General features: G+C 70.9%; 10 protein-coding genes. 3 read left to right on the top strand and 7 right to left on the bottom strand.

Translation table 11 applies throughout. The features are described 5' to 3' along the window. Positions 1-382: 382 nt before the first annotated feature. From rsmA to lptF, 5 genes are all read right to left on the bottom strand, one after another. A complete protein-coding gene (rsmA, locus tag BM430_RS00020; RefSeq protein ID WP_093564080.1) occupies positions 383-1,219 on the bottom strand; it encodes a 16S rRNA (adenine(1518)-N(6)/adenine(1519)-N(6))-dimethyltransferase RsmA in 837 nt (278 codons plus the stop codon). After that, complete coding sequence (pdxA, locus tag BM430_RS00025; protein ID WP_093564082.1) at positions 1,216-2,256, bottom strand: 4-hydroxythreonine-4-phosphate dehydrogenase PdxA; 1,041 nt, start codon at positions 2,254-2,256, stop codon at positions 1,216-1,218. Before pdxA ends, rsmA begins: the two co-directional genes overlap by 4 nt. Before the next feature lie 93 nt (positions 2,257-2,349). After that, positions 2,350-4,986, bottom strand: coding sequence for an LPS-assembly protein LptD (locus BM430_RS00030; RefSeq protein WP_093564084.1), 2,637 nt, complete (start codon positions 4,984-4,986; stop codon positions 2,350-2,352). Positions 4,987-5,030: 44 nt separating this feature from the next. Continuing rightward, complete coding sequence (gene lptG, locus BM430_RS00035) at positions 5,031-6,119, bottom strand: LPS export ABC transporter permease LptG (RefSeq protein WP_093564086.1); 1,089 nt, start codon at positions 6,117-6,119, stop codon at positions 5,031-5,033. 4 nt (positions 6,120-6,123) lie between these two features. Next, entirely contained in the window at positions 6,124-7,290 is a 1,167-nt protein-coding gene (gene lptF / locus BM430_RS00040) for an LPS export ABC transporter permease LptF (RefSeq protein ID WP_093564088.1), read from the bottom strand. A 262-nt stretch (positions 7,291-7,552) separates the two neighbouring features. Between lptF and BM430_RS00045 the strand changes: the two genes are divergently transcribed. From BM430_RS00045 to BM430_RS00055, 3 genes are all read left to right on the top strand, one after another. Further along, a complete protein-coding gene (locus tag BM430_RS00045; protein WP_093564090.1) occupies positions 7,553-9,064 on the top strand; it encodes a leucyl aminopeptidase in 1,512 nt (503 codons plus the stop codon). Further along, the gene (locus tag BM430_RS00050; protein WP_244539232.1) at positions 9,061-9,792 is read left to right on the top strand and encodes a hypothetical protein; all 732 of its coding nucleotides are present in this window, start codon (positions 9,061-9,063) and stop codon (positions 9,790-9,792) included. Before BM430_RS00045 ends, BM430_RS00050 begins: the two co-directional genes overlap by 4 nt. A gap of 67 nt (positions 9,793-9,859) precedes the next feature. Then, positions 9,860-11,575, top strand: a complete 1,716-nt coding sequence (locus BM430_RS00055) for an AMP-binding protein (RefSeq protein ID WP_280142251.1) — start codon at positions 9,860-9,862, stop codon at positions 11,573-11,575. Positions 11,576-11,802: 227 nt separating this feature from the next. On the opposite strand, the gene soxZ is transcribed toward BM430_RS00055, so the two are convergent. Both soxZ and BM430_RS00070 read right to left on the bottom strand, forming a co-directional pair. Further along, positions 11,803-12,123 carry a thiosulfate oxidation carrier complex protein SoxZ gene (gene soxZ / locus BM430_RS00065; RefSeq protein ID WP_093564094.1) on the bottom strand — a complete coding sequence of 107 codons (321 nt, stop codon included), beginning with the start codon at positions 12,121-12,123 and terminating at the stop codon, positions 11,803-11,805. A gap of 2 nt (positions 12,124-12,125) precedes the next feature. Further along, positions 12,126-12,593, bottom strand: coding sequence for a SoxY-related AACIE arm protein (locus BM430_RS00070; RefSeq protein ID WP_093564096.1), 468 nt, complete (start codon positions 12,591-12,593; stop codon positions 12,126-12,128). Between the last annotated feature and the right edge of the window lie 21 nt (positions 12,594-12,614).

Here is a 12,614-nt window from a genome sequence, read left to right on the forward strand (position 1 = left end):
CTGCGCGTCCTGGGCCTCGAACTGGAAGACGGACTTGGCGATGTCCAGGCCGATGATGCTAATCTGCGTCACGGACGGTCTCCTCGGTTGGGTGTCAGACGACCTCAACCTGGCACTTATGATGCCGGCGGGGGCCGTCCACCCCAACATCCCGGGGCTCGCCGAAGGCGAGAACCCGGGATCCATAACCGCTGGCGTCGGAGAACGAGGCGGATTGCGTTCCGTCTTATCCTGAACTGTCAGCGGTTATGGATCCCGGGTTCCGCTGCGCGGCCCCGGGATGACGGAGAGGGTTGCAATTCGGTGCACCCACTCTCGAAACTGGCACTCAGGATCAGGTCGCGGGCCGGAGAGGTTTCGCGAAGCGCTTCCGGCTGATCCCTCACAACACCCGCGCCATCGCCACGAATCCCTCGACCGGCACCTCCTCGGCCCGCGCCGTCTCGGCTATGCCGGCGGCCGCGAGCAGGCGGGCGGGGTCCGGGGTCGCGGCCTTGAGGCTCTGGCGCAGCATCTTGCGGCGCTGGCCGAAGGCGGCGCCGGTCACGGCTTCGAGGGCCCGGACCCGGCAGGGCAGGGGCTCCGCCCGCGGCACCAGCCGCACCACGCTCGACGTCACCTTCGGCGGCGGCACGAAGGCCGAGGGCGGCACGTCGAACAGGATGGTGGCCTGGCTGCGCCAGCCGCACAGCACGCCGAGCCGGCCGTAATTCGCCCGGTCGCCCTCGTCGGCGACGACGCGCTCGGCCACCTCGCGCTGGAACATCAGGGTCAGCGACTCCCACCACGGCGGCCAGGCCTCCGACGTGAGCCAGCCGGTGAGGAGCGGCGTGCCGACATTGTACGGGAGGTTCGCGACGATCCGGGCCGGGCCGTCGCCGATCAGCGGCCGGGGATCGAATGCGAGCGCGTCGGCCTCCACCACCTCCAGGCGGCCGGGATAATGCGCGGCGATCTCGGCGAGCGCCGGCAGGGCGCGGGGATCGCGCTCGACCGCGATGACCTTGGCGGCGCCGTGCATCAGGAGCGCCCGGGTCAGGCCGCCGGGGCCGGGGCCGACCTCGACCACCGTCACGCCCTCGAGCGGACCCGAGGAGCGGGCGATCCGGCCGGTGAGGTTGAGGTCAAACAGGAAGTTCTGGCCGAGCGAGCGGCGGGGCAGGAGGTCGTGCGCCTGCACCACCTCGCGCAGCGGCGGCAGACCGTCCGGGGAACTCATGCCGCTGCTCCGTCCCTCGTTGTCTCTGTGTCCCAGGGCCGGGTCAGGCGCCCGGCGAGCTTCAGGGCCGCGATCAGGCTGTCGGGTTTCGCCAGCCCCTTGCCGGCGATGTCGAAGGCGGTGCCGTGGTCGGGCGAGGTGCGCAGGAAGGGCAGCCCGAGGGTCACGTTCACGCCCTCGTCGAAGGCGAGCGTCTTGATCGGGATCAGCGCCTGGTCGTGGGTCGGGGCGAGCGCGACGTCGTAGGTGGCCCGGGCGCGAGCGTGAAACAGGGTGTCGGCGGGATGCGGGCCGGTGATGGCGATGCCCTCCGCCCGTAAGGACTCGATCGCCGGCGCCAGCACGTCGCGGTCCTCCGTGCCCATCGTGCCGGCCTCGCCCGCATGCGGGTTGAGCCCGGCGAGCACGAGGCGCGGGGCGGGAAGGCCGAAGCGGGCCCGCATGTCGCGGTCGACGATGCGGGCGGTCTCGACCACGAGGTCGGCCGTCAGCAGCTCCGGCACTCGGCGAAGCGCCACGTGGATCGTCACCGGCACCACCGCCAGCTCTTCCGACCACAGCAGCATCACGGGCGTCGGCGGGGCTTCGCCCGGCGCGGCGGCGAGGGCCGCCAGGTACTCGGTATGGCCGGGATGGCGGAAGCCCGCCTCGTAGAGCACGTGCTTGGCGATCGGGTTGGTGACCAGCGCCGGCGCGCGGCCGGCCCGCACCAGCCGCACCGCCTCCTCGATCGACGCGAGGGTGCCGGCGGCGCTCGCCGGATCGGGCGTGCCGGGCTCGGCCGTGACGGTGATCCCGTCCGGCAGGCGCATCACCGGCAGGGCGCGGGCGAAGGCCTCGGCCGCGTTCTCGGGGGTGGCGTCGGCGAGGGGGATGTCGAGGCCCAGCCGGGCGGCGGTTCTCTCGAGGAAATCCGGGTCGCCGATGACGAAGAACGGCGCCAGACCGTGCTCCTCCCGGGCGAGCCAGGCCCGCAGGGTGATCTCCGGGCCGATCCCGGCCGGATCGCCCTGTGTCAGCGCGAGGGCTGTGGTCATCGCGGGGATCCTCGTCCGTGGTGGCACATCCCCGCGCCATGACATCCCGGCCTCCGCCGAGCAAGCCGCCTCAGGGCCGGGTCGCCCGGCCCGTCACCGGGCCGTGGCGATGCCGTCCGCCGTCGTGGTGGTGCTGAGGTTCTGGCGGAAGTTCGCCTCGCCGAGGGTGCGCAGCTCGATCCGCAGCAGGAAGGTGCGGTTGCGCTCGCGCAGGCCCGACGCCGTCTCGATCGGCGAGGACAGGTAGTTGAGCGAGATGGTGGTGCACTCGTCGCGGTAGCCGAAGCCCAGGCCCGACGACGAGACGTAGAACTTGTCCGCCCGGTCGTAGGTCGGCGCCGTGCCGACCGGGTTGAGGAAGTAGGCCTGGGCCGCCGTGGCGTAGAACTCGCGCACCTGGAGGTAGTGCGAGAGGTCGAACAGCACCGAGCCGGTCACGAACCAGTTCGGCGTGATGTTGTAGAGCGCCGAGGCCTGCAGGCCCTCGCGGCGGCGGTCGTAGCCGAGTTCGGGCTGCGCCTCGTAGCGGGCATAGAGGAGCGAGGTCTCGAGCGGCAGGAACGGCGCGAACTTCGCCGTCACGCCGGCCTCGAAGCGCTTGAGCGCGAAGGTCGAGTTGTCGAACCGGGCCCGGGTGATGAAGCTGATGTTCTGGTTCGGCGAGACCTGCAGGCGCGAGACGAAGTCCGACTGCGCGGTCTCGAGGCCGGAATTGAGGCCGATATTGGCGATGTCGCCGCGGCGGAACGAGTTGACGCCGGCGAGCGCGAGCGACTCGCCGAACATCGCGTTCATGTAGAAGCCGTTGCGGCCGGTGATCGAATACTCGGCGCCGATATTGGCGCGCACGCCGCCCTCGACCCGGTCGTAGCCGGAGAACTTGTCCCACTCGAACAGCGAGGTGTCGTCGAAGACGAGGCTCTGGGCGTCCTCGTTCGGCAGGCGGCCGATATGGGTCTCGCTCGGCCGCGCGATCACCTGGATGATCGGCGACACGGTGTGGACCCCGAGCGGACCCATATCGGCGACGAAGGGGTAGCGGTATTCGAGGCCGACCGCCGGCATCACCCGGCCGGAAAAGTTCGATTCCGGCGAGAAGAGGTTCGTGACCTCGGGGTTCTGGTAGCCGGTCGTGTTCGGGTTCACGAAGAACGCGTCGCCGCGCAGGTAGGCGAAGGGCTGCCAGCGCTGGCCGAACTCGTCGGTGAAGGTGCGCCGCCACGACACCTGGGCGGTGCCCCGCGTGGTGTCGCCGGCGAGCCCGCTCACCAGGCACTGCCCGCGCTCGAACACCGAGCAGGTGCTGTAGAGCGGGAACGAGATCCCGTTGACACTCGGGCTGAGCAGGTAGGTCCCGGTGCGCGGGATCTGGGTGTACTGCGTCGCCTCGCGGGTCAGGTGGGTGAAGTTGGCCTGGAACCGCACCTCGCCGCCGATCGGGTCGGGCCCGTCGCGGCGCTTGTCGTAGTCGATCACCGGGGCGACGATCGGCTGCTGCTTCTGCCAGTCGTAGGTCGACAGGCCCTTGAAGTAGTAGCCCCGCGCCTCGAACCACGAGCGGTCGCCCTGGCCGATCAGGAAGGCGGTCGAGACCGCCTCGCGGAAGTAGTCCGTGCTGATCGTCTGGTTGCGGATGCGGTAATTGTCGAGGAACCACTTGTCGGTGACGCCGACGACGTCCCAGCCGGCGCGCCAGTTCTGGCCGAGGTAGAACTGGCCGGCCGATTCGATCGAGCCGCGGAAGTCGCGGTCGCCGGAGCCGAGCGGCCCGGGCAGGAACGCGCTCGGCGTCGACTGGAAGATGCCGCTGACCCGGACGTTGTAGAAGCCGTTGGCGAGCCGCTGGCGCCACTCGGCCTGGCCGAGCACGCCCTGCTTCGACAGGAAGGTCGGCTCGACGGTGAGGTCGTAATCGGGCGCGATGTTCCAGAAGAACGGCGTGCCGATGCCGTAGCCGAGCACGTTCGACGAGACGAAGTGCGGCGCCAGGAAGCCGGTGTCGCGCCGCACCGTCGGGTCGGGCGAGTAGAAATAGGGCAGGTAGGCGATCGGGATGCCGGCCACTTCGAGGTACGAATCCTCGTAGTAGATCCGGCGCTCCTCGTTGTTGTGGATGATCCGCGCCGCCTTGACCTGCCACAAGGGCGGCTTCTCGGGATGGTCCTTGCACGGCTCGCAGGCCGTGTAGGTGCCGTACTCGAAGGTGGTCGTCTCGCCGGCGATGCGCTCCGCCCGCGGGGCGGAGAACCGCACCCGGGCCGGGCGGCCGCGCTGCTCGATGGTCTGCTGGATGCGCAGCGAGTCGATGAAGCCGGACTTGAAGTCGTCGGTCAGCTCCATCCGGTCGCCGGTCACGACCGAGCCGGTCTCGTCGGTGAGGCGGACATTGCCCTCCGCGAAGACCCGGCCGGTGTTGCGGTCGTAGCGCACGCGGTCGGCCAGCAGGGTCCGCGGTCCGTAATGCAGCTCGGCATTGCCGACCGCCGAGACCGTGTTCTTGTCGTTGTCGTAGACGAGCTCCTTGGCCTCGACGAGCAGGCGTTCGTCGCCGCTGCCGGGCTTGCCCTGGTTCTTGCCCTGGTTCTTGGCGGATCGCGCCGCCAACTGGTCGTTGAGCGTGCCCTGCGCGCGCGCAAGGTCGCTCGCGCCCGCCGTCACGGCGGCTGCCAGCAGAACCGTCAGGGATCCCGTGACCGCGGCACCCGCGGCCTTACGCACGACTCGACCCATCCCTGCACCCGCTATGCCCGCGCCGCGTCTCCGGAGGATGGGCATCAGCCGTCCTCCAGGTGCAGAAGCGCGAGCGTTCCGAGAAGACTCCCTACCACGGCCGGGAACCACGCCGCCACCGGCGCCGCGACCAATCCAGAGGCTCCTAGGCCCTCCATCACCTGGCGTGCCACGTAGAGCACGAAGCCCGCCGCGACGCCGCCCAGCACCATCTTGCCGATGCCACCGAAACGGAAAAACCTTAATGAAACCGATGCCGCCACCAGCACCATCGCCAGGAACAGCACCGGCCGGGCCATCAGCACGTCGTACTGCAGGCGGTAGCGCGTGGCGTCGAGGCCCGCCCGCTCGGTCCGGGCGATCGTCTGGCGGAGTTGCCAGAAAGGCACGGATTCCGGCGGGGTGAAGCGCTGGCGCACCTGCGATTGGTCGAGCGTCGAGGCGATCAGGTAGGTGTCGTAGCTCTGCGGCTCCTGGTCCATACCCTGGACGCGCACGTCCTGGAGCTCCCAGTAGCCGTCGTGCAGGGTGGCCCGGGCCGCCTGCATCTGCTGGGTGAAGGCGCCGGCCTCGTCGAAGGTGAAGACCGCGACGCCGGCGAGGGTCGTGGTGCCCTCGATCGCGGTCTCGGCCCGGATGATCGCCTGCCCGTCGATGCTGCGCTGACGGATCCACAGGTCCTTGCCGGAGGCGGCCTTGCCCGAGCGGGCGAAGATCTTCGCCTCGATCTGCGTCGAGCGCTGCTTCAGCTCGGCCGAGACCGGGTTGTAGACCCCGACCGTGAAGGCGCCGATGCTGAGCGCCACGAGCGCCCCGGGCTGGAGGAACTGCCAGGCCGAGATGCCGGCGGCCCGCGCCACCACCAGTTCGAGCTTGCGGCTGAGCTGGAGCAGGGCCGCCATGGCGCCGAACAGGATCGCGAAGGGCAGCACCTGCTCGGCCACCGCCGGGGTGCGGTAGAGCGCGAGCCGCGCCATCACGGCGGCCGAGGTGCCCTCGGCGTCGCCGGCGCGCCGCATCAGCTCGACGAAGTCGAGGGTGTAGACGAGGGCGAAGACCGTGAGGAAGACCCCCAGGATCATGCGCAGGAAGCGCGCCGCCAGGTAGCGGCCGAGGGTGACGCCGATCAGCATCCGCTCACCCCGCCCGTGCGCGCAGGACCGGGACCGCGCCCGAGAGCCGGCGCAGCCGAGCGGCCACGCCGGCATTGAAGGCCCGCACCCGGTTGCCCTGGGTGGCGACGACGAGGGAGAGGACGATCGCGACGAGCGGCACGGCGTAGACCGCGATCACGGCGCCCTGGCTGCGCACCGCCGCGCTCGCGGCGGCGAAGCCTGCGATGCGCAGGGCCACCACGGCGGCGATGGCGCCGGCGACCGCCAGCCCCCGCCCTTGCCGGGTGGTGCGGGGATCGCCGAGCGCCGCGAAGGCGATCAGCCCGAGCGCCAGCGGGTAGAGCCAGGAGGACAGCCGGTCGTGCAATTCGGCCCGGAAGCGGCCCTTCGTCAGCTTGTAGTAGGTCTCGTCCGGGTTCGGGAACATCAGCTGCACGGTCGAGCGCTCGCGCGGCTTGTAGATCGTGTCGGCATCGGGCGGCGTGAACGCCGCGAGGTCGACGGCGTAGCGCTGGAAGGTGATGATCGAGGAATCGCGGCTGTTCGGCTGCTGGCGGTGGATGCTGCCCTTCTCGAGCACGAGGTAGGTCTGCCCGTCGAGGTCGACCGCCTGGCCGCGCTCGGCGAGGTAGACCACCGTCTTCCCGGCCTCGCGCCGGTCCTGCATGAAGATGCCGAGCAGCGCCCCGTTCGGCGCCCGCTCGCGGAAGTGGAAGGTGATGCCGCTGTCCAGCGTCGTGAACTGGCCTTCCTTCACCACGTTGGCGATGAAGTCGCCGCGCACGCGGGTGAGCACGTCGCGCAATTCCTGGAAGCTCGACGGCATCACCTGGATCGTCAGGAAGCCGATCGCCGCGCTGACGAGGAGGGCCAGCGTCAGGAACGGCCGCATCAGGTGGCGCGGCGACATGCCCGCCGCGCTCATCACGATCAGCTCGGAATCGCCGTTGAGCTTGTTCAGCGCGTAGACCACCGCGATGAACAGGGCGACCGGCGCGATCACGGTGATCAGGGTCGGCAGCGACAGCCCGGTGATCAGGAAGAAGATCAGCAGGGTCTGGCCCTTGGCGGTGATCAGGTCGAGCTCGCGCAGGGCCTGCGTCACCCAGATCACGCCAGTGAGGCCGATCAGGCACGACAGGAAAGCCCCGAGGGCGATGCGGAAGATGTAGCGCTCGATCTGTCTCATCGGCCGGCTGCGGTCGGGCCCCCTCCCGCGTCGATGCTGGTTAGGCTTGCCCCGCCGGCCGCACAAGCACCGGGCGCCCTCAAGCACGGCAAGTGCGGCCTTTTGCGGGCGGGCGCGCTCAGGCTGCCACAGGGCACGCCGGAGGCGTGCGGTCGCACACCCGGTCGCGTTGCGTTGTCCGGCGTCCCACCGCTACACAGGACCGACGCGGCGCCCCTCGCGAGACGCGCGACTTCCTAAGGAACGGGACGAAAGCAACGCCATGGCGGACGGCATCAGCATCGAGATCGAATCCCTCGCCGCGTCCGGAGCGTCGGCCAAGCCCGGCGGCGACCTCGTGCTGTTCGTCGGCGAGGACCTCGCCCTGTCGCCGCGGGCGGCCGAGATCGCCGGGCTCGGCGCGGCCGAGCTGGTGGCCCGCGCCGCGGGCGTCGAGCGGTTCAAGGGCAAGGCGCAAAGCGCCCTGGTCCTGACCGCACCCGCCGGCCTCGCGGTCGAGCGGCTGGTGGTGGTCGGCACCGGAGCGGACGAGGCGTCCGCCCGCGACTGGGCGACGCTCGGCGGCACCACCGCCGGCAAGCTCGGCAGCCGCTCGGCGACGGTCGTCCTCGAATGGCCCGGCACGGCCCCTAGCTCCGACGAGGTCGCGGCCTTCTCGCTGGGCGCGCGGCTTCGCGCCTACAAGTTCGACCGCTACAAGAGCAAGAAGTCGCCGGAGGGCGAGGAGGCGAGCGGGGGAGGGCGCCTGACCCTGCTGGTGCCGGAGAATGCCGGGCTGAAGAAGGCGATGCGCGGGGCGGAAGGGCTCGCCGAGGGTGTGATCCTCGCCCGCGAGCTCGTCAACGAGCCGCCGAACGTCCTCGACCCGGAAGAATTCGCCCGCCGCGCGGAAGGCCTGGAGAAGCTCGGCGTCGAGATCGAGATCCTCGACGAGAAGGACATGAAGAAGCTCGGCATGCGGGCCCTGCTCGCCGTCGCGCAGGGCTCGGCCAAGGAGGCCCGGGTCGTCATCATGCGCTGGAACGGAGCTGAGGACGCCTCCGACGCGCCGGTGGCCTTCATCGGCAAGGGCGTGACCTTCGATTCCGGCGGCATCTCCATCAAGGGGAGCGGCGGCATGGAGGACATGAAGGGCGACATGGCGGGCGCCGCCTGCGTCGTCGGCCTGATGCACGCGCTGGCCAGCCGCAAGGCCAAGGTCAACGCCATCGGCGCCATCGGCCTCGTCGAGAACATGCCCGACGGCAAGGCCCAGCGCCCCGGCGACATCGTGACGTCGCTGTCGGGCCAGACGATCGAGATCATCAACACCGACGCGGAAGGCCGCCTGGTGCTCGCCGACGTGCTCTGGCACGTCCAGCAGACCTACAAGCCCCGCTTCATGATCGACCTCGCGACCCTGACCGGCGCGATCCTGGTGGCGCTCGGCCAGGAATTCGCCGGCATGTTCTCGAACAACGACGAGCTGGCGCAACGCCTCTCGGCCGCCGGCGAGGCCACCGGCGAGAAGGTCTGGCGCATGCCGCTGACCCCCGGCTTCGACAAGCTGATCGAGTCGAAATTCGCCGACATGAAGAACACCGGCGGGCGCCACGGCGGCTCGGCCACGGCGGCGCAGTTCCTCAAGCGCTACGTCAACGACGTGCCGTGGATCCACCTCGACATCGCCGGCGTCGGCATGGGCTCGCCGGCGACCGAGACCAACCGCTCCTGGGGCTCGGGCTGGGGCGTGCGCCTCCTCGACCGGCTCGTGCGCGACCACTACGAGGCGTGAGCGCGCTCGCGGGCGCCCTGCCGGGCGCCGCCCCCGTGGCCCGAGCCCGGCCGGGGCGCCTCGCCGCCCTGATCCCGCTCGCGGCGGCTTTCGCCGCCGTGGGGCTCGTCGCCGTCACCGGCACGACGCAACGCAGCCTCGACGCGGCGGGCCTCAGTCAGTGGGCCTACGGCTTCTTCGCCGACCGCTACCCGCTGTTCTTCCCGGCGATCGCCTACGGCGTCGCGCGGGCGGCGGCGCTGCCGCTCGCCGCGCCGCATTGGCGCGGCTGGCTCGGCGCGTCTCTCGGCCTCGCCCTCGTGACCGGCCTGTCGCTGCACCCGACCTATGGCGGGCTGGTGCTGCGGGCCGGCTTCTCAGTCGGCGGCGTCGCCTTCCTGTCCGGCCAGCCGATGGCGGTGGCGCAGGGGCTTGGCGCCGTGGCGGCGGCCTCCGTGCTCGGCGGTGCCCTGGGCTTCGCCGCCCTCCTCGCGCGGGGCCTGCCGCGCCGGGGCGGCTGGGGCCGCGCGCTCGTCCGGGCGCTCCTGCGCTTCGCGGCCCTGGCCTGGGCGCTCGGCGTGCTGGCGGCGGCGCGCGATCTCGGCCTGTCGGGCTTCCCGCGGCTGGCGCTCTCCGGCGGTCAGGCCGCGCTCGCGCTCGGCCTCGTGCTCGCGGCGTTCCTGCCGCACGTGATCCTCGACCTCGTCCGACCCCGCGCATCGGTTGAATCCACCCCGGGGAGACGCTAACCCGGAGGCAAGCCGGGGCCCCGAAAGACATCTCGCGGGGCACCCGGCACCGGGGAGGACGGAGTTCATGGGCAAGGGGTCGAGCGCGATGGAACCCAACACCCCGCCGCGGCCCTGGCTCGCCGCCTACCCGGCCGGCGTCCCGGCGGAGATCGAGACCGAGCGCCTCGGCACCCTGATCGAGCTGATCGAGACCGCGACGCAGCGCTTCGCCGACCGCCCGGCGATCACCTGTTTTAACGCCTCCCTGACCTTCGCGGCTTTGCGGCGCGAGGGCGAGGCGATGGCGGCCTTCCTGCAAGCGCAGGGGGTGGCGAAGGGCGACCGGGTCGCCCTGATGATGCCAAACGTGCCGGCCTTCCCCATCGCCCTCGTCGGCGCGCTCCTCGCCGGCGCCACGGTCGTCAACGTCAACCCGCTCTACACCCCGCGCGAGCTGACCCACCAGCTGCGCGATGCCGGCGCGAAGGTTCTGGTGGTGCTGGAGAATTTTTGCCACACGGTCGCCGAGTCGCTGCCCGAACTGCCCGGCCTCGAACGGGTGGTGGTGGCCGGCGCCGGCGACGGGCTCGGGCTGAAGGGCTCGCTCATCACGCTGGCGGCGCGCCACCTCAAGAAGGCGGTGCCTCCCTTCACGCTGCCGGCGGAGCGCCGGACCAGCTTCAAGGCGGCCCTCGCGGCCGGGCGCCGCGCCGCCTTCCGGCCGGTCGCGGTCGGTCCGGACGATCTCGCCTTCCTGCAATATACCGGCGGCACCACCGGCGTCTCGAAGGGGGCGATGCTCACCCATCGCAACGTCGCCGCCAATGTCGAGCAGAGCCGCGTCTGGTTCCGCATGCGCGACGACGAGGGCCCGGGCCGGGTGATGGTGACGGCCCTGCCGCTCTACCACATCTTCGCGCTGACCTGCTGCTTCTTCTTCATGATGCGGCTCGGCGCCTGCTGCCTGCTGGTGCCGAACCCGCGCGACATCGGCGGCTTCGTGAGCCTCCTGCGCAAGAGCCGCTTCACCAACCTGTCGGGCGTCAACACCCTGTTCAACGCGCTCCTCAACCACCCGGACATCGCCAAGGTCGACTGGTCGCGGCTCGAATACGCCATCGCCGGCGGCATGGCGATGCAGGCGCCGGTGGCCCGGCGCTGGAAAGCCGTGACTGGCAAGCCGGTGATCGAGGGCTACGGCCTGTCCGAGACCTCGCCGGTGGTCTCGATCAACCCGCCGGACCTGCACGACTGGTCGGGCACGATCGGCTACCCGGCGCCCTCGACGGAGGTGTGCGTCCGCGACGCCGAGGGCACCACCCTGCCGGCGGGCCAGCCCGGCGAGCTCTGCGTGCGCGGGCCGCAGGTGATGGCCGGCTACTGGGGCCGGGCCGACGAGACCGCCCGGGCGATGACCCCGGACGGCTTCTTCCGCACCGGCGACATCGCGCTGATCGAGCCCGACGGGCAGGTCCGCATCGTCGACCGGATGAAGGACATGATCCTGGTCTCGGGCTTCAACGTCTATCCCAACGAGGTCGAGGACGTGCTCGCCGCCCATCCGGGCGTGCTGGAGGTGGCGGTGGTGGGCGAGCCGTCGGGGGAGACCGGCGAGAGCGTCGTCGCCCACGTGGTTCGGCGCGATCCCGACCTCACCGCGGAGGCCCTGCGGGCGCATGCCCGGGAGGGGCTGACGGCGTACAAGGTGCCCCGCCGCTACGTTTTTCGCGACAGCCTGCCGAAGACGAATGTCGGCAAGGTGCTGCGGCGGGCGTTGCGGGAGGGGGAGACTGTCGGATAGCGCGTCGCTTCTGAACCCTCCCCCCTCTGCGGGGGAGGGTGGCCTGCGGAGCAGGCCGGGAGAGGGGCAGCGCGACGATGATCCAGCTCGCGCCCTTCATAACGGTTCAGCCATATCCGGAGGCGGCGTCCCCTCTCCCGCCCGGCTCCGCCGGGCACCCTTCCCCGCAGAGGGGGGAGGGTTCAGCAGAAGCGGCGTGCCTCCTCCCGAGCCGGTCGTCGGGTGTCCTACGTCACCGTGATCCCCACCTCCTCCGTCTGCGAGAACCCGTTATCTCCGGTCCAGGTGAAGGTCAGGGTCCCGGTCTTCGTTGCGACGGTGGTGAAGGTCAGGTACGGGTTCGCTGCGCTCGCCGGCGACAACTCCGCGCGAAACACCTCCTCGCCGTCGTAAGCACAGACGAACTCCGTGATGATGTTGCGCGGGATCAGGCGGCCGTCCTGGCCCGGTCGGTAGCCGGTCTCCATCGGATGCGAGATCAGGGTCTTGATCTCGATCACCGCGCCGGCCTTCGCGGTCTTCGGCAGGTTGATGAGGGCGCGGGCCATCGTCACGATCCCTCCACGCAGGCCGCCAGCGTCACGATCGCGTCGGCGGTGGCGGACCAGAAGGTGCCGTCGCGCATCTCGGCGAGGGCGGTGATGGTCTGGGAATCGGCCAGGCGAATCCGGGTGTTGACCGCGGCGCGGCCGGCGCGCGGCCCGAGATGCAGCGTCACCACGTGCGGCTGCGGGTTCTTGTCGTTGAACACCGCGATGCGGCGGACGTGATCCGCCTCGCTCATCGGGCTCTCGACGGTGATGGCGAGCGGCACGGTATTGCCGTTCTCGACCAGCGGCGGCATGTCGAGGTGGATCCGGCCAGCCTGGACGGGTGCGCCGCCGGTGAAGCGGCGGATCGCCTCGACGGTGGCCTCGCGGCTCGGCCGGATGATCGCGGCGGCGCCCGGCCGCACCAGCGCGATGGTCAGCAGCCCGGCGCCCCCAGCAAGGAGCGTGCGGCGATGGAGAGCCGTCATGTGGAGAGCAGTCATGGCGTC

The organism is Methylobacterium sp. 174MFSha1.1 (assembly GCF_900116815.1).
Classification (GTDB): domain Bacteria; phylum Pseudomonadota; class Alphaproteobacteria; order Rhizobiales; family Beijerinckiaceae; genus Methylobacterium.

Bases quoted from the DNA above. Each gene is read 5' to 3' on its own strand.
- soxZ (WP_093564094.1), bottom strand. From the start codon at position 12,123: ATGGCCCGCGCCCTCATCAACCTGCCGAAGACCGCGAAGGCCGGCGCG.
- rsmA (WP_093564080.1), bottom strand. From the start codon at position 1,219: ATGAGTTCCCCGGACGGTCTGCCGCCGCTGCGCGAGGTGGTGCAGGCG.
- lptF (WP_093564088.1), bottom strand. From the start codon at position 7,290: ATGAGACAGATCGAGCGCTACATCTTCCGCATCGCCCTCGGGGCTTTC.
- pdxA (WP_093564082.1), bottom strand. From the start codon at position 2,256: ATGACCACAGCCCTCGCGCTGACACAGGGCGATCCGGCCGGGATCGGC.
- BM430_RS00055 (WP_280142251.1), top strand. From the start codon at position 9,860: ATGGGCAAGGGGTCGAGCGCGATGGAACCCAACACCCCGCCGCGGCCC.
- BM430_RS00030 (WP_093564084.1), bottom strand. From the start codon at position 4,986: ATGGGTCGAGTCGTGCGTAAGGCCGCGGGTGCCGCGGTCACGGGATCC.
- BM430_RS00070 (WP_093564096.1), bottom strand. From the start codon at position 12,593: ATGACGGCTCTCCATCGCCGCACGCTCCTTGCTGGGGGCGCCGGGCTG.
- lptG (WP_093564086.1), bottom strand. From the start codon at position 6,119: ATGCTGATCGGCGTCACCCTCGGCCGCTACCTGGCGGCGCGCTTCCTG.
- BM430_RS00045 (WP_093564090.1), top strand. From the start codon at position 7,553: ATGGCGGACGGCATCAGCATCGAGATCGAATCCCTCGCCGCGTCCGGA.